General features: G+C 46.6%; 17 protein-coding genes and 1 pseudogene. 16 read left to right on the plus strand and 2 right to left on the minus strand.

The features are described from left to right. The first annotated feature begins 7 nt into the window (after positions 1-7). From R7Z47_RS19025 to R7Z47_RS19035, 3 genes are read left to right on the plus strand one after another with little or no spacing between them, the layout of a single operon-like run. A complete protein-coding gene (locus R7Z47_RS19025; protein ID WP_140203484.1) occupies positions 8-676 on the plus strand; it encodes a hypothetical protein in 669 nt (222 codons plus the stop codon). Positions 677-685: 9 nt separating this feature from the next. After that, a complete protein-coding gene (locus R7Z47_RS19030; RefSeq protein ID WP_017635635.1) occupies positions 686-1294 on the plus strand; it encodes a hypothetical protein in 609 nt (202 codons plus the stop codon). 13 nt (positions 1295-1307) lie between these two features. Continuing rightward, positions 1308-1805, plus strand: a complete 498-nt coding sequence (locus R7Z47_RS19035) for a hypothetical protein (protein WP_017635634.1) — start codon at positions 1308-1310, stop codon at positions 1803-1805. A 65-nt stretch (positions 1806-1870) separates the two neighbouring features. Here R7Z47_RS19035 and R7Z47_RS19040 read toward each other — a convergent pair whose 3' ends face one another. Continuing rightward, complete coding sequence (locus R7Z47_RS19040; RefSeq protein WP_318130495.1) at positions 1871-3202, minus strand: Fic family protein; 1332 nt, start codon at positions 3200-3202, stop codon at positions 1871-1873. A gap of 574 nt (positions 3203-3776) precedes the next feature. Between R7Z47_RS19040 and R7Z47_RS19045 the strand changes: the two are divergent. Both R7Z47_RS19045 and R7Z47_RS19050 read left to right on the plus strand, forming a co-directional pair. Next, positions 3777-4064, plus strand: a pseudogene (locus tag R7Z47_RS19045) (IS5/IS1182 family transposase); the annotation flags it as partial. Between the two features lie 629 nt (positions 4065-4693). Continuing rightward, positions 4694-5266 carry a hypothetical protein gene (locus R7Z47_RS19050; RefSeq protein WP_318130497.1) on the plus strand — a complete coding sequence of 191 codons (573 nt, stop codon included), beginning with the start codon at positions 4694-4696 and terminating at the stop codon, positions 5264-5266. A 533-nt stretch (positions 5267-5799) separates the two neighbouring features. Here the strand turns inward: R7Z47_RS19050 and R7Z47_RS19055 are convergent. Further along, positions 5800-6048 (minus strand): hypothetical protein, encoded by a 249-nt coding sequence (locus R7Z47_RS19055; RefSeq protein ID WP_017635630.1) that lies wholly within the window; start codon positions 6046-6048, stop codon positions 5800-5802. A gap of 775 nt (positions 6049-6823) precedes the next feature. Here R7Z47_RS19055 and R7Z47_RS19060 point away from each other — a divergent pair. From R7Z47_RS19060 to R7Z47_RS19110, 11 genes are all read left to right on the plus strand, one after another. Continuing rightward, complete coding sequence (locus tag R7Z47_RS19060) at positions 6824-7384, plus strand: hypothetical protein (RefSeq protein WP_206170720.1); 561 nt, start codon at positions 6824-6826, stop codon at positions 7382-7384. Between the two features lie 11 nt (positions 7385-7395). Then, positions 7396-7911: a hypothetical protein gene (locus R7Z47_RS19065; protein ID WP_054866402.1), complete on the plus strand. Its 516-nt coding sequence runs from the start codon at positions 7396-7398 to the stop codon at positions 7909-7911. Further along, positions 7911-8723, plus strand: coding sequence for a hypothetical protein (locus R7Z47_RS19070; protein ID WP_318130501.1), 813 nt, complete (start codon positions 7911-7913; stop codon positions 8721-8723). The genes R7Z47_RS19065 and R7Z47_RS19070 overlap by 1 nt, the downstream gene beginning before the upstream one ends. Before the next feature lie 128 nt (positions 8724-8851). Continuing rightward, positions 8852-11566 carry a hypothetical protein gene (locus R7Z47_RS19075; RefSeq protein WP_318130503.1) on the plus strand — a complete coding sequence of 905 codons (2715 nt, stop codon included), beginning with the start codon at positions 8852-8854 and terminating at the stop codon, positions 11564-11566. Between the two features lie 3 nt (positions 11567-11569). Beyond that, the gene (locus R7Z47_RS19080; RefSeq protein WP_033905435.1) at positions 11570-11917 is read left to right on the plus strand and encodes a hypothetical protein; all 348 of its coding nucleotides are present in this window, start codon (positions 11570-11572) and stop codon (positions 11915-11917) included. Beyond that, positions 11914-13311 carry a bleomycin hydrolase gene (locus R7Z47_RS19085; protein ID WP_017634045.1) on the plus strand — a complete coding sequence of 466 codons (1398 nt, stop codon included), beginning with the start codon at positions 11914-11916 and terminating at the stop codon, positions 13309-13311. The genes R7Z47_RS19080 and R7Z47_RS19085 overlap by 4 nt, the downstream gene beginning before the upstream one ends. Before the next feature lie 115 nt (positions 13312-13426). Next, the gene (locus R7Z47_RS19090; protein WP_054579128.1) at positions 13427-14266 is read left to right on the plus strand and encodes a hypothetical protein; all 840 of its coding nucleotides are present in this window, start codon (positions 13427-13429) and stop codon (positions 14264-14266) included. 56 nt (positions 14267-14322) lie between these two features. Next, positions 14323-14784 (plus strand): hypothetical protein, encoded by a 462-nt coding sequence (locus tag R7Z47_RS19095; RefSeq protein ID WP_033905433.1) that lies wholly within the window; start codon positions 14323-14325, stop codon positions 14782-14784. After that, positions 14784-16043, plus strand: coding sequence for a hypothetical protein (locus R7Z47_RS19100; RefSeq protein ID WP_171346265.1), 1260 nt, complete (start codon positions 14784-14786; stop codon positions 16041-16043). The genes R7Z47_RS19095 and R7Z47_RS19100 overlap by 1 nt, the downstream gene beginning before the upstream one ends. Positions 16044-16114: 71 nt before the next feature. Next, a complete protein-coding gene (locus tag R7Z47_RS19105; protein ID WP_318130506.1) occupies positions 16115-17233 on the plus strand; it encodes a hypothetical protein in 1119 nt (372 codons plus the stop codon). Between the two features lie 94 nt (positions 17234-17327). Then, a complete protein-coding gene (locus R7Z47_RS19110; RefSeq protein ID WP_318130508.1) occupies positions 17328-19955 on the plus strand; it encodes a hypothetical protein in 2628 nt (875 codons plus the stop codon). The last annotated feature ends 51 nt before the right edge of the window (positions 19956-20006 follow it).

The raw sequence follows: 20006 nt of genomic DNA on the forward strand, positions 1-20006 counted from the left end.
GAATAGAATGAAATCAATGTTTTCTGAGGGTTCTGTTCTTGCTCGCCCATTTGTGATGCCACAAGTGGCCGAGCAGGAACAAACTGAAACTGCATTTTTTGAGTCTGTAACAGAAGATCAACTTCTTGAGTCCATCAATCGTGCATCAACCATCATGGCTCGCCAAGACGCAGCAGCGGCTTGTGTTCAGTGGGTTAACGGTGGTGACAGCTCAATCGACAACCTAGACGCAATGCTATTTGGCATGGCTGGTGGCGATGACGATACCGAGCTAACCGATGGCCAAGTAGCACTATACGAATCGCTACAGGAAGCGGCTAGCGAGTTCATTGCTCAAGTTGGCCAGCCAAAAGAGGGCGACATGCTAGAAGCACTGGAAGATCCAGAAGCAGCAGATCGCATCTTTGAATCCCTAGAGCGTGGCCTAGACAACGTGGACTCAGACGAAGCGATTGCAGAGTTCGCCGTTCGTGAATCCATGATGCTTGAAGCGCTTAAGAAAGTGATCCGTGATGGCAAGGTAACTTACATCAAAACGAATCGCCGTAAGCGCCGTATGAGTGCAGCACAAAAAGCAGCACTTAAGAAAGCGCGCGCGAAAGCTCACAGCTCATCGGCTAAAGCAGCTCGCAAAAAGTCTAACCGCATGCGCGATTCTCGCGGTATGGACAAGTAAGGGTAAGCAATGGCTGTAATTGTCGGCGTACCTAATGATGATGGCGTGTCTATCCACAATAAATGCGCCATTACACAAGTCATAGGCGGTCAAGAGGTTACGGTCATTGGTTACATGACTGATGAGTGTCAGCTTGCCTTTAGAGCGATATGGGAAGCGCCGTTTGAGGGCGATTCCGTGGGTAACATCAATGCCCTAGATAAAACGTCTTCAGTCGCACAAACCGTGTCGGATAAGACGAGTAAAACACTATGGAACAGTCAGCAAGTTTGGCAAGGAAACGAACCACCAGAAATCACAGCAACGCTGAAATTTGTCGCGTTCACCAATGCCAAATCAGAGGTCAATGATCCCATTAAATACCTGGCTCAGATGATAAGTCCCGAGCTCCAAAATACTGTTCCAGTCAGTTCCGATGGCCTTGGTGGCCGTGTTCCAAGTGATGCGCGATTCAAGATTGGCAAAGCGCTCAATCTACCCATGCGTATTAGCGAGGTGAGTTATGACATTAACGCACCTAAGACGCGAGACGGGAATTTCGCTTACAACACGGTAACTATTACCGCCGCTCCTAAGCAAATGATTAATCAGTCACAGATTCCAAACCACTTCCAATAGAATAGGTGTAATTATGGCCGGAGCATTTAACGCAAAAGGCGATATGAATTTCTTAAAACAGAGATTCACGAAGAACGTCCAAGCTGGCGAAAAGATGATGGGTACAGAGTTCGAGATGAAAATCGAAGAATACCCTAATCTTAGCGTTTTGGTGCGTTCGACTCAGTTTCCAGCAATGGGTCGTGCAGATGTAGAAGATTTTGGCCAAATGGGCTTGGGCTACATCCAAAATGGTGCCCTTGAGAACAAAGGCGAAATCGCGGTGACGTGCGTAGAAACGATCACAGGTACCGTGCTAGAAATGCTACGTGAGATCGTTCGTGAAAAGAAAATGGTCACTGTCGTTATCGAGTCTACGCCTGAATCAACTAAGGGTAAGGGTGCAACCTCGCATCGATTCCGTTTGGAGCACGTAAAAGTACGTTCAGACGTGATCGACCTATCGACAGAAGATTCAGCAGCACTTGTTAAGCCAGCTATCACACTGCAATACAACTGGGTAGATTTCTAATCGCCAAACCAGCCTATTCTATTCCCCACAAAAAGGCCGCCAGTTAGGCGGCTTTTTTGATGCTCTTAAGCTTTGGTTAGCCTATCTTTCAAGTCGGCTGGTGCAATGTAGGTATTCTCGTTGCCATCCCTTGATTTGAACAGCAATTTCAGCTCCACCAGCTTCTCAAGATACTTGCGCGCAGAGGTATGAGACACGTCAAAATCAGACTGAATTTCCTTAACTGAAAAGACACGTCCGGCGGTTTCTAATCCCTTGGCCAGAATCACAATGTGCGGCAGTTTCAACACACCCTTAAGCTTGGAGTCGTCTAGCAGTTCGCGCACCTCTCTCGTATCTTCAATCTTAGACTTGATGTACTCGTTAAAGCGCTCAATCGCATTGATGATGACCGTTAGCTGGTAGTCCACAAAGTGCGTTAAGTCATTGTCGTCCGTTTCGGTGTAAACGTAGCTTCTAACGTACTTGGTTGGCGCGCTCTTAAGTGGCGCAGAGATCGAGACGTACTTAAAGTTCTCATAACCATGCTTAAGGATGAACCAGTAGAACAGCGCCCTAGCCGTTCTCCCGTTGCCGTCCATGAATGGGTGAATGTAGCCAATCATGAAGTGCAGAATACAAGCCTTAACGATTGGGTTAATAAAATTGGTGCTGGTGGTATGGTCGGTGTTGGCGAAGTCACATAGTTGCTCGATGAGCTTCAAAACGTGCTCATGTTCTGGCGCTTCATGAATAATATCGCCAGTGGCCACGTCTCTAACCATGACGGCATCCGTTCTGTATTGGCCAGCAACGTGCTCATTCTCTAACACTCCATCGGTGGCGATGCCATTAAACCCGCTAATCAATTCTGGTGTGAGCTCTACATCCTTAAGTTCATCGGCCATCATGATCAAACGCCAGTTATTGATAATCATCCGTTCGGAGTCATCTTTAGGCTCACGTTCTGTTTCAAGCATTTCCTTGGCCACCTTGCGCGTTGTGGCCGCTCCCTCCAATTGAGCGCTGCTAATGGCTTCTTCCATAATCACGCTTTTCACTAGGTGTGCCTTTTTGTCTTGAGCAGATAGCGGCAAATCTTCTAGTTTAAGCTGTTTATCGATGCGGAATAGCTTAGCGTCGAGACTGGCGGCACTAAGCTGGAACGGATTGCCATTTTCATCAAAAAGCGAAATGTCGTTAAGGCCACGTCTAATTTTTAGGGCATGCCAAGCGTAACCCTTTTGGTCGCCTTTAAACTCTTTTGAACGGTACTGGAAGTCATTCCAGTGCAAGTAATTACCGCTACTATCAAAACCGTATTTAATTGGGTCTAGCTTGTCGATTAGCTCTACTACTTTAATAAAATCAGTAGGTTTTGCTGGTGGGAGGCTAACCCCCGCAATCTTTTTGCTCATACCGTGAAACTTTTCAAAAATGTTTAATGCATCCAGTATTGCACACAGGCAGTGGGAGTCAATCGCTTATCTATCTGGTAGTTACAAGAGGTGTAATGCTTTGCTGAATAATTTCAATAGCACGGTGACTTTGCCAAACATCAACAGCGTGTTGGGTGTTCAACCAAAAATCGGGCGCAGTACCGAACGCAATGGTAAGCTTAGCCAAAATGGTCTGATGGTAATGTCTCCACTTATTGGGCCATCTATAGAGCTTCTATCGATACCAAGCGCACCAAAAAGTTTACTATTCATTAATAGATAACGGGTCGAGAAATTCTAGTTTTAAGATGGGGCCAACCCTTACAGGCTCGTATTTCTCATTTCAGTAGCTCCCTTAACGACTACCTAAAAAACTAACAAGATTTTATACCAGTGACCAATGCCTGTCGGTAGAAATTAAAGTTCAAAACCTTTCGAATAGTTAACTTTTCAGTAGGCCGATCTGAAACTCAATTCGAAGCATTCATTTGCTCATAAGTGCGCCAAAACAATTAAGAACAAAGGAACTTTCTTACTCCGAGTCTTGTAATTTCCACTCATTCCTCCAAGAGAAGGGGCAGCCTTTTGGGAGAATGGTCACCCTAGGAATTTAGCGGTAGGTTGCCAGAAGCTATACGGCTCCAACAATAAGTGGAAAAAGCGGTACGGCTATCATCAACGCTCACTATCAGAGACAGCAATGTATCGAGTGAAGCAGTTGTTAGATGGGTGGTTAAGCCTGAGAAACTACAATGCTCAGGTTGGTGAGACTTACGCCATTATTAAAGCGCTAAACAAACTTATAGGGCTTGGTATGCCTACAACTCAGTATGTTGTATAAGAATTACTCAATTTCAGGCTGTTGGGTTCTCTGACCGAATTACGCAACAAAGCCGACTAAACACATAAAAACTATTCAAGAACTTTAAAGGGACGTTATGCGATAGGATCAAAAAGGGGCACGAATAATGCCCCAAAGGACTTGTTCAATACATTAAGTGAGAATATCGGCTAGTTTTTACAACCATTTTTATCACACGTAATACGTTCATGTGAATTTTGCCAATGATCTGAATGTTTCTTGGTATCAGTACCACACCCAGTATTTCCGCCTTTAACGCCTTTATGTACGACTCCTGTTGGTGTGTGTTTCACAGCCATGTATTTTTCTCCTAATTGATTTAAGTTGCTTCCTAGTCATAAATGACTGAATTAACAGATAGTAAGCAAGGTTGCACATGTCAATGTAAGTAATAACTAAAGTTAATTATCGTGATCCAATCGCATGACAAAGCGTTCAAGATTGAGTCGCAACACGTGGCATTTTTACTATGCGTGCTTTGTGTGTTTAAGGTAGCATACGTCGTCTTCAGTATTACGCTGTTCACCCCTTAGCAGAGCGTTATACAAATATTTAAGCACAGAAAACATACAACACGGAAAGCTTACCTCAAATATAGGAGTAATACTTTGAATAAACATCTAATGCTTGCCTCGTTATTATTTTGTAGCAACGTATTTGCCTCTGGTCCATACGTTGAATATGGAGTTCAACAACTAGAATTCGACCAAATATCAACATCAGCTCAAGGCGTAACGATTGGATATGCATGGAAGGAAGACAAAACTATATACCTAGAATTAGATATGATGAATAGCTCTGATGATCTAAGCTATTTTGATCTTTCTGGGGCTTATAACTTTAAATTAATCGATGGTGAAAAATTAGACTTACTATTCAACATGGGTGTTGGCATATCATACATCGATTATGAACGGTTCCAGAACACTAATACACTTCTTTCATTTCCCGTAGGTTTCACAGGGAGCTACTCAATCTCTGAGCACTGGAACGCAGAATTATCAGTAGGCTATCGCTATCACATTGATCTGACCTCACCAACTGAGTGTAATGACGGTACTGAATCCGATAGCGTCGGTTCTGGTACCTGCTCATATCATGGCGGTATTAAAAGGTATCAAGATCAAATTGGCGATGGTGGTGGGATCAATGCTAGTCTCGGTTTTAGATACAGTTACTAAATTTGTATAACAATACGTTTAAGACTGATTCCCAACGTTTGGTATGTCCCATACCAAACGTTGGGATTTGTGTTTACGGTGCTATGGTTATTTTTGTGATAGCGTTGCTCAATGGCTTAGCAGCAAAATTCTAAAAAAGAAGAGTTAGTTATTCCTCTTTATGTAATACACACGATTTTTCAAATCTATGAAGCTAAGGGCTATGGGTTGCAGCCGCGTAAGATTGGTCCGTGTAACTACATGAGAAATGCCTAGCAAAGCGTTTAAAGCTAGGTTCGCAACGCTCGGTATTTCACTTAAGTTGAGTGTTTATGTCACAATGATTTAGGTAATTCCAATACGCGCCTCAGGAGACAATGTAGATTCTCCGCTCTATGCTCTCATACATGCTTTGCTGTGCGGCAACTGAAACACTAAAAGCCTATGTAGATAGTCAATCGACCTCAGATTAAACAGCTATCGCACTTCCCGCTCCTCTAATCAGATACGAGTTTACAGAGAAATTGCCGAAAAGCCGGAATAGCTTAAAGCTATCATGTACGATTGATCCCCAACTTAACAGATACCCCCAACAAGTTTGCCAATGCAATAAACGATGACAACGATGGATTATCAGGTGGGTGTAAAGTGTTCTCGATACCTTTTTGCTTTGCTACAGCCGCCAAAGCGTCTGCAATGATTGCAGGCTCACCAGTGTTTGCCGCTTCATCGATGTAGGCTTGTATAGACTGTTTTTTATCTAAACAAGCCGACGGCTCAAACTCTTCAAGTTGAGTTGCCATATATACCCTCTAATTACAAAAAATTATTTCTAATGCTCAAAACGTCACCAAGTAACAAATGGCAACGAACAGATACACCATGTGTGCTAAGTTTTATATTTTTCTGATTTTAGCTTCGCCGTTGATTGTAAGAAGCCCACTATGCTAGTGGCTTAACAAATGAGTCCGCTACTGCTTACCACAATTATTTATTTTGCAAGGGTGTTTTACAATTGTAAACAAGAAGTATCTTCTACCCAGGGTGCCAACAACTCAGGCAGCATCACTACTCATACGCTTGTACTATGTTTGATTCCACTTAAGAAGTGTTTTCTTAATCCTTCAACGACTCATACACACTTTCTAAGTTAAGCACTAACGCTAAGCTTCCTGTTGCTAAACTAATAATGTATTGGCTCCTTACCACACTCACATCATTTCCTCTATAAGTCTTGATAACAATCAAACCCCTTCATATTTATTGGATTAATCGGAGGTGGAGTAAGAAGAGCAGTCATTAATGTAGGCATTGATCTGAGGTTGGTTGATGTAAGGACGTTACAAACAATTTATGTCAGTAGCCTACAGAAGCAAGTTATTGGATTTGAGGTAGAAACTGGGGTCTATCGTTTCTTCGACAACCAAAATGTGTATTACCCGACCCAAATACGACCAGTAGTAACTGAAGTGCCGAGCTATTATAGAAAGATAATCTATCGCCTCCCCCATTAGTTTAGTTTAAGATTCACCAAGCCTATCCCCTATCTCAAAATGCGCCGCCACTACCGGAGTGGCCATGACACCAACTGAACTACTCGAAGACGTGAAAACGAGATTCCCTGTCTTGCTGCACGACGACGAAAAGGCGCTGTTAAGCCTACTGCGTAAAGCGCTGGCCAAGTACCAAGAGACTGCCGGATTTACCACGAAAATCCGCATCCACCAAAGCGACTTAGCCGATAGCAATCAGTTTGAATTACCGTCCGACTTTGCTGCAAGGCTGGTGGTCAAAGATGACCGTGGCCGTTATGTGCGTAGCGAGGTTTGGGGCAACGTTCTTGAACTGAAATTAACGGGCGCAGAAACATTCCCACTGACATTGATGTACATGCAAAACGTACTCAATGAGCCGTTTGATTCGTTCCAGCTTCCAACGCCGTGCATTAGCTTGCTTGGCGATTATCTGGAATTGCTGATCACTATCCCGAACGCAGAGCGTCAACGCCGTATTGCCATCGCTGGCAAGTTGGATGTGACCGATATTGCTGCCGAACCTGACTTAGCCGCACGTAAAGCCGAGATTGAAAACTCAATGCGCGCGAACCGTGCCATTGTTCCACCAGTATCGTTGCTCTAAGCGAGGTGGCCATGAATCCATACATGCAGCTCGCCAAACGCGCGACCAATAACTTTATGAATAAGCCGTGGCTGCAAGGCTGGCAATGGGCGGTAGAAATCGACTCGCCGGACGCGCCAACGGACTTTGATATTTACGTAAAGGATATTGATTTTGGTGCTGGCTCTATCGATGCGGATTCATTCCAAGTCGGTTCGGGCTCTATTGCGCTGCCTACATACAGCAGTGTTGGCGAAATCACGCTAACGGTTCGTGATGACCAAAACCTGACTGTTTCTAAATGGTTTGAAAGCCGAATCAAGAAAGTCAGAAACCAAGACGGCACACTCAACATCCCCAAAGAGTACGTGTTCAAAATCAACATATTCACGCTCAATGAGGACGGCAAAAAGTCACTCTATAAGAGCTATCAAGTCTTTCCTACCAAGATTGGCAACGTGATGTTTTCACGCGAAAACGGCAACCAGATCCAGTCATTCCCGCTCATTCTTCAAAAATTTATGTCTGTAGGTAACAAGGTACTGTAATGCACATTCCATCATTTCCACTACCAAGTAACATTTCAGAAGTGATTGAGTTTCGAGTCCCAACCGTGGAAGACGCTCTATTGTTCTGCGACCTCAACGAGTACCATGAGGAAGCCAACACAACTCGCTATCTGAACCACATGCAAGACACCAGTAAGCGCCCTATGAGTGATAGCGGCCTATGGACTGGTGAAGATCGCCGCGCAGCATTGTGGTGGATTTTTATGTCCACCAGCGAGCTAGGCACTATTCCCTTTAGCTATGAGTGCGAGCACTGCAAAAAAACTCACTATCTCGATCTCAATATGGGCGAGCTAATGGAATCGGCCAAAGCGCTCAATGGATTGCCAAAACAAGAGATCACCTTAAGCGTGAAAGGCAAGTCATACCTAGCGAACGTGAAACCACTAACCGGTTACGAAGCGGAGCAACTTGAGAACATTCGCAATGAGCGCGACCAGTACGAACCGGACAGCGCTGAATGGAAGCAGCAAGCGAATCACATGGCGCTCACTGAGCTGGCCTACTGCCTAACGTTCGAAGATCAACCCAAAGACCAAGACGATGCCCTAGTGTGGAAAATCGACCTATTGAAATCGATGTACCTCAACACGGAATTTCGTGTGGCCTTTGCCAAGGTTGAAAAGTGCCTACGCAATGCGCGTCACGGATTGCTCACCAAGTACGACGAGGGGCGTTACTACCTAGTCGCCACCATTCCGCAGTGCCAGAAAGTTATCGAGCAAGGAGGTGAAGCAACTCGAACGTTGCTCTTACCCTTTCGGCATAACGACTTCATTACAACGTTTTGATTACGTTGGTTGGAACGTACTGATTGAGAACTTAACGATCTACGGTGGCCAGCCTATCGATGCGGTATTCAAAACACCTCAAACGATGGCCATAAGCCTAGATAAAGCGCTCCAAGACAAGGTGAAAAATGGACAGAAACCAACAAGAGGTTGATCTTTCACTGGTTGTTGATGCAGTGAAGCGAGCCAGTGACAAAGAGCTGACCGTGCTATCTGAGATTAGTCGCAAACTCGATGGCAAGACTCTACCAACGAGCCAACAAAAGGCCTTCCTTGCAGTGGATGCAAAGGGCATCGAAAAGGCGGTAACTGAGGGCGTTTCCAATGCCTCTCTTAACGTCTCTACTATTCCGAGCGTTAATCCACAAAAAGGATTAAAACAACAATCAAGCGGCACACCTAAACCAAGTGCAACCAAGACCAAGCGTACAGGTGAAATTGAGTTGTCATTTGCGCCTAGTCAGTCAGCAGAAACACAAGCCAAGCCGGACGCCAAAGCGATCGAGCAAAGCAGCTCTGTAAGTGGCGTAAAGTCGATTGCTGACACGCTGAAAAGCGAGGACGCGCGCGAGCCAGAAAAACAAGCGCCCTTTGTCGTGAATGTAGAAGCGTCAGAATTCAATTCTGAACGTTTGGATACCTCAATCCTTGATGATGTGCCAGAGAAGTTAGAAAAGGCTGTCTCTGACGCACTGGCAGAGTTTGAGGGCTATTGGGAAGACGCTAACGGCAAGCTTCGACGCTCCGATGGTCGCTATGCGAGTAAGCAAGAGCAATCGGCTTACAAGAACGCACAGCAAACCGCATTAGAGCGCCAAATTGAAAAGCAAACCGACACGGAAAAGGAAAGCCAGAACGTTTTTGCCAAGGTGGCCACCAGCCTTAAGCAACTGGCCATCAATAACGTGAAAGAGTTCCTACAGGAAGAAAACGACGCGACCGATGCGGCTGGCGCTGCGGCTGGTGGTTCGTTCTTCTACTCCGCTAAAGAGCTTTATCACTTGGGGCAAGACGCTAAAGAAGCATTGGATGATGTAACTGAAAAAGCCACCTCAACCAAGGGCAAGCTAAAAGAATCGAAACTAGGCCGACTCTTTACCCGAGGCAAACAAGCGCCAGAGGCAGACAGTCAGGCCGTCACAGCCATAGAGACAGTTAGCCATGAACAACTATCAGCGACAAAAGATTCGTTCGAGACGAACCACTCAACTCAAGTTACGCCTAGTGATCGACCTAGCCGTGATGATGCTAGGGGTAGCGTGCCTGTCAATCTTGTTGGGAGTGATTCTAGCCGGATAAGCACAGCTAGTGAGATCAAAAACACCAAAGAACAGAGCTACCGAGCAAACATGCTTGAAGTGCTCCATGAATCGAGTGCTGATCGTGAACGCCAATTCGATGATGTACTAGATAAGCTCGATGATCTGATTTCGGCAACCAAAGCAGTGGCGAACGATGGCCAAGGTGGCCTATTAGACCTAGCTGGCGATATGTTTGAACGCCGCCGTGCTGGTGGACGTGCTGGCCGTAAAGCGGGTGGCAAACGTGGCCGAATCAAATCGGTAATGTCAGGCATTGGCAGCAAAGCCTCGAACGTGGCCAACAAGGGCGTATCAATGGCGGGTGCCGCCTTTAAAGGTATGTCTAAAATCGGCTCTGTTGCTGGCAAGGCGATCCCTTTCCTTGCTCCGGCCTTAATGGCCTACGATGCGTTTAGCGGATTCACTGACAAAGACAAACAGAAAGAGACGTTCAACCTCAAAGATGGCCAAGAGGCGACAACTGGCCAGAAAAGCTCAATGGCATTGGCAAACGCGCTCGATTTGGGTGGCCTAGTCAGTGGCGGTGCTGGTTTGCTTGGTTCGGCGCTTGGGGCGTTCGGTTTTGATGGTGCTAAGGAAGCATTGACCTTTGATTCTGGTGATATGGCCAAGGGCATTTACAAGCTGTTTGGCGGCGAAATCGAGGGAGAAACAACGGCTAAGAGTTCTAAATTCGAAAGCGAGACCAATCACTCTAAGAGTGAAAGAGCTCAATCAGAGAAAGAAGAACACCTTAAAAGCGCCGAAGCCTACCACACTGCTAAAGCGTCCAATGACAGCCAAACCATGCGCGAACTTGATGCGAAAAACTCAATTCAAGTGACCTCTCAAGAGGTATCGCAAAAGGCCAGCGAGCAAGGGATTAGCTACAAAGAAGCTTACTTAGCTGTAGAAAGAGAAAAACGTATTAGCCAGGACAAACGTGTGCAAGTGGCTAATGAAACAGGCATGGATATGTCCGGCATGGTCGAGCATCCCGAGCTTGGCCAAGTTTACTCGCCAGATAAGAAAGCTGAACAAGTGGCCGCCGTCGATGCGGAGATCAAACGCCGTAAAGAGGCTGAGGCCGTAGCCGCACTAACCAAGGCTGCAAACAACACGCAAACCAACAGCGTGACCACAGCCAGCCATGAATCATCCATCAATACCGAGCTAAGTAACCAGAAAACGGACACTCAATCCGTGGTGAAAGTGGACACCGAAAACACCTCGAATAAGACGGTTGCGACTCAATCATCCATTCAACGCAATGAGCGAGTTAGCGAGCTGCAAGCACAGGCAGCAATGAAAGACCTCAAAGAGAGCGGCAAGCCTCAAACCGTGGAACTTAGCAAACATTCACTGGATGCCATTGGGCGCGCGGTTAGCGGCAGTGATAACAACAAACCGACCACTATCTTTGCAGCGCCTAGCGGCAGCTCAAGCAAAGACAAGCCAGCGTCAGCCACTAAGGCTAGCGGCTCTATTCCTCTCAACTTTGATGACCGTTCGTTACAGCGTCAAAGCGCTGATATGGAGTAATAGATGAGCCAAGAAATTGATTACTTACTACGGGTCGATATTGACGGTGTAAAAGTAGCCGATGAGAAACACGCGATCGTTGCGCGCGTCTCTGAATGGCTCGATACACCTCAAGGCCAAGTTTGGGGCGCTCCAAAATGGGGCAACAGATTAGGGGCATACAAGCATGAACCAATAAACGAAACCACAGCAGCAGCTATCGAAAACTCAATCCTATTAACCCTCCCAATTGACGTGAAAGACGCGGTGGTTCAAGGCATTGCCGTAGAGCCAAGCGTGAACGGTATCGATGCCTACAAATTGACGATCGTTGTGAACGGTCAAACGTTGGAGAGAGGTATTACGTTTTGAGCAAGTTAGAAGAAGTCAAAAAGACCTTTAACGAGGCGATTGCTGGTTCAAGCTGGTGGTCGCGTCATATTGGTTCGCAGTTCGTTGACTACCTTTGCTTATTTGTGGCCAAGATTGTTGAACGCATGGCAGCAATCAGTAGCCGTGCATTGCAAGAATCCTACTTAACGCTAGCCACTAAACGCACCTCCATTTTGGCGGGTGCTGAAACTGAGGGCTATGTAGGGCGAAAAGCAGCGCCATCGAAAGGCCGTGCGCTAGTGACCAATACCGGAACAAAGCGCGTTACCTTGCCGAAATACAGCCAATGCGTGGCTGACAATCAATTGCGCTATACGCTAATGGAAGCCATTGATCTTATGCCGCAAGAAAGCGCCGCAGTAGAGGTGCAACAGTTCGAAGTGTCCAAGATGACCTACACGGTCGATGAGGGAAAAAACTGGTTGGCCGTGGCGTTCCCTCAAGAGCTGACTAAGCGTATTCATAACATCATCGTGCGTGTGAACGGAGAAGAATGGACGCACGTCTTTAAGTTTCGTAATACGGACGGCAAATCCAAAGCCTACATGGAGTATTACAAGCCAACCGACCAGCTAGGCGTTCGTTTTGGCAACAACAATAACGGTCGCGCGCCAGCTACGGGCGATGTAATTGAGTTTGAGCTATGGCTGACTAATGGTGTGACTACCCTACTCGATGCGCAGTATTTAGAGCTTATCGATATGGGGATTCAAAGCGCCTATAAAGACCAGCTCTCAATCAAAACGTCCACCAGCATTATCGGCGGTGCAGAGCCGGAAGACATTGAATCAATCCGAAACAACGCCCTTTACTCGCCAATCTATGACGAGCAGATAGCGTGGGACTCGGATTACATGACCTTTGTTAAGCGCAATATTTCGGGTGTTACTTGGTTGTCGATTTGGGGCGAAGCGGAGCAGGAAAAACTCACAGGAACGCCGGACGTTCGCAACATCAATACGATCTTTATTTGTGCTTACTCTGCCGATAAAACCGACGAGATTTTGAATCAGGAAATCCAACTTCTATTCGCTGGCCGAGAGGGCTATAACGAGCGCTATAAGCTGGTGGAGCGTAAGGACGTACCATTTACCGTGACGGTCAAAGGTAAGCTTTACCCAAGTTCAAATCCAGAATGGGCGACAAAGGTACTGGCCGATGCGTTAGATGAGAAATTTGGCAAACAGACAAGTCGCAATGAGCGCATTACCAAAAACCAAATTTGGGATGTCATCCAAGAGCTCAACGTGACTTTGGGCATTAAAGAGTTTGAGGTCGAAGTTATTGGGATTCTTGACCGCATCCCGATTGATACTTACCACTATTTAGATGTGAATGCGTCAACCATTCAACTGAACTTCGATTACTCATAGAAGTTTTCGCACGGAGCAAGAAAGACACGGATGTTTTCGCATGCGAGAACTTTAAAACACAACATACTATATAGTTTTCGCATGCGAAAACTTTTACACCAATAAGGCGAAAAACATGGCATTTGGAGACTTCAGAAAATGGCTATCTGGCCAGCTAACCAAGGCGCGTCAAAAGGAAACCGCTTGGGTAGATTTAGCAAGCGCGATCGCAGAGTCAATTGAAACTCACGTAGAGTCATACATTGAAAAGCTTAAAGCGCGTTCTTCACTGTACGAAATGGACAAAGAATCGCTGCTAGAAGACATTAAAGAGCTGCGAAAAATCTTCCCACTAGGCGAAGTGGCCGATGAGGACTTGCCACACGTTGTGATGCAGCGTAAGGACGAAATTCACTTTAAAAAGACCATTTATCCACTTATCTCAACGCTCGCGCGTGAATTTAAAGGGTTACGTGTTAAGTGGGAACGAATCTACGCGCCAGTAGACCAAGAGCGATTTCCATACGGCACGTTCTTAGTTCCCGAGTCAGAGTTGGAGCTGCAAAACGGACTAAACCCGAGCGACTTTTTCCTGACCAGTCGCGGTGCTATTCGCATCCCTTTGAACGACATTGCAGGTGAGGACGGCATTACCGAGGAAGCCATTCGAGCATTCGAAGCGAAGATTAAGCGAGTGGTGCATCCTCTTATCCCATTACGAATTGTTTTAGATGGCCAATTGTATTCTATTGAATTTGAAGTCATGGATATGGTCGAAATACCTAACTATTCTGACCATGTTACGGTTGGAAAACAGACCACGACCGATATAGAATCAACACCGAGCTATAAACAGGATTTCGTTCAGACTGGAACGACGACACAGGAAGAACGCCCTGTTAGCCCTATGTATGGTACACCTAGAATGGATGCGATCCCCTTAGATGCGATCTCCATTGATAGACGGTACTATTAACCCTATTCCTATTCCCCGTCCCATTAAAGCGCCACGACTTATACGAGGTCGTAAAGGTGCTTACACAAAAAGTAGTCCTATCGCAGTGTGAACTGCTTAACCGTTATTACGACGAACGCGCCTTGTCGTCGTTGCCTACCAATGGTACTGAGCCTTATTTCCAATTTGGCGATCTTGAATGGGGTTTTGACCTTATCCAAGAAATTGAGGGCAAGCCTAGCTGCATGCCTATCCCACTGGATAAGACAACCGTTGAAAACGTGTTTTACCGTTCTAAGGCGAACTACGCCTATGTGAACGGCAATATCGTAATCACGGCAAACTTGCCAGCGGGTACGCTAGCAGAAGATGAACAATACCAGTTCTCTTGCGTCGGCGTGAAAGATGCGAGCGGCGGTCTAATTCTAGTGGCTGTCACTCAACCAGTTTGGATCTACTCTGACCGTGGTCTGTCGATAGAAATCGTGATTAACACGGCTCGCACGGATAGCGCTCAATTGGCGCAGGTAGGTGCCTAATGAGTCGCCCAAACTTCGAAGAAACGATCATCATCCCGCCACTGCTAACGGACTGGCAAGCGCTACCGCTTATCACCGATACGCAGTACCTAGAACCACTGGCCAGTAACAGCCTAAACCGTAAGTTTTACGGCATCGTTCGCGCTGGTATTTTCCGTGGTTTTGAATGTGCTCCGGCTGGTGGAATGAAACTGCGTGTGAGCAGTGGTGAACAATTTGGCGTGGCGTTAGTTGAGCGCGACGACTATGTGTTAACCGTTCGACAACAACACGATGTTGATGTGGAGATTCCGGCTGGTGCCACTTCTTATGTGGTGCTCGAAGCGTTCTATAAGTTTGGCGTAAAGACAAAACAAGTCGATTTAGCGTCAGACATTGAAGCGTCCGAAATTAAGGTGCTTCCGCAGGAAGCGGTTGAAGATCATCATTTGATATTGTGTCGCGCTACCGTGCCAGATGGCGTTACCCAACTCAAAAGTGAACACCTTAACTTTGATGATCGTGAACAAGGCGGTTATGACCTACAAGGCCACGTTTCACATCCCGATCCACATAAGCAATATGCGATGCGCGCCGAAGCCAATGCGCACTACGCAGACCGTGAAAACCCGCACCATGTAACCAAAGCGCAAGTTGGCCTTAGCTTGGTAAACAACTGGGACGCAACCAGTCAGATAAACGTAGATAACGATCAGCTTTATGCCACTGCGAGAGCCATCAAGTTAGTTCACGACAAAGCTGCTGCTGCATACAACAAGTCGGTTGAACATTGGCCGTACATTGCGTCTGGTGGCGAAACAAAAATCGCATTGCCTTACGAAGTGCCGGAAGTAGATTCATTGTCTATCCAAGGTATCGTGCAGACCAAAGACAGTGCTTGGCAATTCTTGAAAGACACTAATGAGGTTGAAGTAGCCGAACCACTTGAAACGGGTGATGAAGTGGTGATTACTCTAGGTGTCCCATCACTAAGCTCAAGCTCTATCATTGCCGAGCTTCAAGAGCATATCGATAACCTTGAAGCCATCATAAACAGCGGTATCGCTGGCGCGCCTATGGAAGTATTCCATAGCCACTTCGCTAGTACGTCGAATACTTTCACTGTTCCACCAGTCTTTGAAGAACGCGCGATTAAGCTGGTGTTCCTACAGGGTGTGCAGCAATCAAGAGATATTGCTTACACCATCTCACCGGACGGTGATGTTATCCAGTTTGTTGACGAAATTGCAGCAGGAACGGAGATCACCTTGGTCGGCTAATCAGTTTTCAAATTCCCCTAGCCCTATTCCCCATAAATGCCCTTTGTACTAACAACGAAATTGGATTTTTTATGGCTACACAAAACAAATTAACTCGCATCAACCGTCTTGTTTCTGATCTTTCAGCGCAAGACGTTGGTGCATTACCAGCGGGCGCTCGCGCAACAGACTCATCAAAACTAGAGGGGAAAACCAAGGCACAAGTTGTCAGTGAAGCGCGCTCCAATCTTGTCCCAACTTCTCGCACTATCAATAACAAACCACTAACGGGCGATGTGACTCTGACTCACTCAGATGTGGGCGCAGCGCCAGCAAGCCACACGCACGACTACATCCCTAACAACAAGAAAGGCGTTGCAGAGGGTGTGGCTACACTAGATAGCACTGGTAAGATCCCACAAGGCCAATTGCCAGCTATCGCTATCAAAGAAACGTTCCCTGTTAAGTCAGAAGCGGAAATGCTTGCTCTTACAGCGCAAGAGGGTGATATGGCAATCCGTTCGGATCTGCGTAAATCATTCGTTCTTATGCGCCAACCAGCGAGCACACTAGCGAACTGGCAAGAACTATTAACACCGACTGATGCCGTTTCGTCGGTTAATGGTCAGCGCGGTAACGTAGTGCTTGAAGCGACTGACGTTGGCGCGGAACCAGCGTTTGAGAAAAAAACAGCATTCAACAAAAACTTCGGCACTAGCGCTAACACAGTGATGCAGGGTAACGACTCTCGCGTTGTGAATGCAGTGCCAAAGACTCGCACCATCAACGGTCACGCGCTAAGCGCAAACGTCGAGCTAACCGCAGAAGACGTGGGCGCACTAGACGCTGGCGCAACTGCCGTTAACGCAGCGAAGCTTGAGAACACCACTAAATCGCAAATCATTTCACAAGCGCGTAGCGGTCTAGCAGCTAGCGGCGCGTCATACACCAAAGCGGAATCTGACGGTAAGTATGCCACCAAGGATAGTCTAGGCGCCTCAATCAAAGACGCGATCCGAACGGTGGATATTACTGTCGAATCTGCATCAACTACGTTGGCTCTGCCAGCGGGTACAGTCTCAGCAATCCTTGTTCTAAGCGTTTGCGGCGTAATGCAGAACGCAGGTGTATGGAGTCTATCTGGTAACACAATCACGTTCGGTGAACAGCTACAAGCTGGCGACATCGTGACGGTTATCGGCTTCAAGTAAACATGACCTTTCCTTTCCTACTTCCCCATTAACGATGTGCTCCGGCGCTTTGTCGGAGTTGCTGGTCATTGAATTGAGAAAGGCATATTTCTGAATGGCATTAAAAAAATTGACTCAAGTTGGTGGTAGTCCAGCTCGAAAATTGCGTGAAGAAATCACAACAAAAGTGGATGAGCACGCTAGCAATAAAACGAACCCGCACGGAGTCACAAAGGCACAAGTAGGCTTAGGTAACGTACCAAACTATCCGGCCACCAGCTCGGTAACAGATGCGTCCAACAGCAAACTTGCGACCGCTGGTGCTGTTAAACAGGCATACGACAAAGGCATCGAGGGTTTAAATCGCGGTAACGCAGCTTATGACCGCGCAGAACAAGCAGAGACGAACGCAAATACCCACACTGACAACCGCATTAGTGCTTTGATTGGTGGTGCGCCAGCAGAAGCGCTCGATACAATCAAAGAGCTTGGTGACGCGCTCATGGATCAAGAAGATGCGGTAGCGGCCATTACAACCAACATTGCTCAACACAAATCAGACAACTCGAACCCACACAAGGTTACGAAAGCTCAAGTTGGTCTATCAAACGTGCCGAACTACGCATTCACAGCAGCGGTTAATGATGCTAGCGATGTGAAATTTGCGGCGGCAGGTGCCGTTAAGAAAGCGTATGACCTTGCAGCCTCAAAGATGACGCAAGCGCAAGCCGATGGCCGCTACCTAAAACTGTCAGGCGGTACATTGACTGGTGGCCTACTCATTGATGAGGGCAGTTCCAATGTTTCTCAATTGCACATAGGTCATGCAGGTAAGCGCTTTCATATTGAAACGAAAACCGATGGCACCTTTGAGGTTGTAGAAAGTGACGTTTCAAGTCGATTAAAGATCCGCAAAGGTGGTGAATCAACACTATACGGCTCCCTAAACGCTACAGAGTCGGTATCTTCGAATCGTAGTGTTGAAGTGAAAGGCACTCGCGCTGGTAATAACGTTCCATCGAGCGAGCAAGTTAAGCTGGACGGGTACGGGTTGATTGGTAATCGTCGGGCGGTTTACTTAACGAACGGTTCTAATTCGTCGGATGCTTACGTTCAAATCGCGGTGGGTGGTGCTCATAATGGAGGGGACGCCAAGTTAGACCTGACTCGATCAAAGCTTAGTTCCAGTGTCCCTATCGAAGTACAAGGGAATAAAGTCGTTACAGAGGCGTTTAACCGTACAGAGGTTGTGCGCACCTCTTTAGGTAGTGACAACTCTTGGTGTTTGGTTGCCAATGTAACGATGCCTCAATCAAGCTCTACTGCGGTTATTGAGTTCTTTGGTGGTGCTGGCTTTAACACTGACTTGCACTATCAGTCGTCACGACATCAAATGATTCTGAGAGCCAGTAACGGAAACCCTAAAGGTCTAAATGGTCAGGTTATTACAGACCATCCTAGCGGCTTACCATTTAGTGAGTTTGGTTGGGTAAATACTAGCGGTGACAATTACGCCATCTATGTAAAAACACGTAGTGCCTACAGTACGAACATTCTTATTCGATACATGTGTAGTCACACCATAACGCCATACGTTAGCAATAAGGGGGCAAGCCAGCCAGCGGGTATTGTCAAAGGGCGAATGGTCACTAGCTATACGTCTTACAATAAAGACTTAGGGGCAATTAACTCTGTTGATGGCAAGGGTTTAGAGCTTGATTACTCTACAAAGAAAACTTGGATTGGTTCTCGTAATTCATCTTGGTGCCACATGGAGACAGAGGCCACCAGCGGCTTTTACTCTTACTCCTCGTTCACCTTTGTTAAAGGGATTGATGTAATGCTCAATCAGAGCATTTCATTAGGTGGGCGAGCTGCATTTCGTAATACAGACGGCAACTGGCTTCGCATCAATGATTTAGGAAAGTTTACTTCTGGTATCTTTTTCGGTAGCTCACTGGTTCGTACTGATGGTGAGTTTACGGCGGGTTCTTGGACTGGTTCGAATGATGCCGTTCGTATGGATAATAGTTTTATGGATTCATCATGGGCGACGAATGGCCGTGCGGGATTCAGTATCAACTGTAAAGATAGTTCAAGTGCGCATTGGGCGTTAGCCTCTTACTATGATGGCACCAATATCCGTTCTGGTATTCAGATCCTATCTAATTCAGAGGGTCGGATGCGCTTCTACACTAACCGCCGCAGTAAGTATGTAGACATTAAGGACGGCAATGTATATGCAGGTTCGCCTCAGAGCTCGGCTGGTAACTCTCTCGCACGTAAAGACTACGTTGATAGTAAACTGGCGGGTGTTTCATCACGCGCTGGAGAGGTTGCCTTGGGCTGTAATGCGGGGCTAAGAGAGGGCAACCTTACGATAGATGGCATTACATGGGAGTTCAAGAATTGGATAGGATGCTTCCTCGATCCGTTTGATTTGATTAACTACAACGCTCCGGTTGCTGGTTTTGATGTTCGTGTTGAGGGGTATTACGAAATTGAATGGACTGCGATACGACGCCGCAATGCTTCAAACTCATCGACTGTGTACTCTGCAATCGCCAAAAGCAATAAAATTATAGCGGAGGCTCAAAGTGATTCCAACGACTTCGATGCCGTGCCAACGACTTGTCGATGGGTAGGAAAATTATACTACGGTGAGCTTATTCAATTCTTAGACAGAGGTGCATCCACGCCTATTCGGGGTTCGCATTTCTCGATCCGCTACATCAAACCATAACCATCAACCAAAGGGACACGATGCTGTCCCTTTTTTTGCAAAAGTTTTCGC

The sequence above is a fragment of the Vibrio sp. 1641 genome, from assembly GCF_033339995.1.
GTDB lineage: Bacteria > Pseudomonadota > Gammaproteobacteria > Enterobacterales > Vibrionaceae > Vibrio > Vibrio alginolyticus.

Bases quoted from the DNA above. Each gene is read 5' to 3' on its own strand.
- R7Z47_RS19040 (WP_318130495.1), bottom strand. From the start codon at position 3,202: ATGAGCAAAAAGATTGCGGGGGTTAGCCTCCCACCAGCAAAACCTACT.
- R7Z47_RS19030 (WP_017635635.1), top strand. From the start codon at position 686: ATGGCTGTAATTGTCGGCGTACCTAATGATGATGGCGTGTCTATCCAC.
- R7Z47_RS19110 (WP_318130508.1), top strand. From the start codon at position 17,328: ATGGCATTAAAAAAATTGACTCAAGTTGGTGGTAGTCCAGCTCGAAAA.
- R7Z47_RS19105 (WP_318130506.1), top strand. From the start codon at position 16,115: ATGGCTACACAAAACAAATTAACTCGCATCAACCGTCTTGTTTCTGAT.
- R7Z47_RS19025 (WP_140203484.1), top strand. From the start codon at position 8: ATGAAATCAATGTTTTCTGAGGGTTCTGTTCTTGCTCGCCCATTTGTG.
- R7Z47_RS19090 (WP_054579128.1), top strand. From the start codon at position 13,427: ATGGCATTTGGAGACTTCAGAAAATGGCTATCTGGCCAGCTAACCAAG.
- R7Z47_RS19055 (WP_017635630.1), bottom strand. From the start codon at position 6,048: ATGGCAACTCAACTTGAAGAGTTTGAGCCGTCGGCTTGTTTAGATAAA.
- R7Z47_RS19080 (WP_033905435.1), top strand. From the start codon at position 11,570: ATGAGCCAAGAAATTGATTACTTACTACGGGTCGATATTGACGGTGTA.
- R7Z47_RS19100 (WP_171346265.1), top strand. From the start codon at position 14,784: ATGAGTCGCCCAAACTTCGAAGAAACGATCATCATCCCGCCACTGCTA.
- R7Z47_RS19065 (WP_054866402.1), top strand. From the start codon at position 7,396: ATGAATCCATACATGCAGCTCGCCAAACGCGCGACCAATAACTTTATG.
- R7Z47_RS19035 (WP_017635634.1), top strand. From the start codon at position 1,308: ATGGCCGGAGCATTTAACGCAAAAGGCGATATGAATTTCTTAAAACAG.
- R7Z47_RS19075 (WP_318130503.1), top strand. From the start codon at position 8,852: ATGGACAGAAACCAACAAGAGGTTGATCTTTCACTGGTTGTTGATGCA.
- R7Z47_RS19060 (WP_206170720.1), top strand. From the start codon at position 6,824: ATGACACCAACTGAACTACTCGAAGACGTGAAAACGAGATTCCCTGTC.
- R7Z47_RS19070 (WP_318130501.1), top strand. From the start codon at position 7,911: ATGCACATTCCATCATTTCCACTACCAAGTAACATTTCAGAAGTGATT.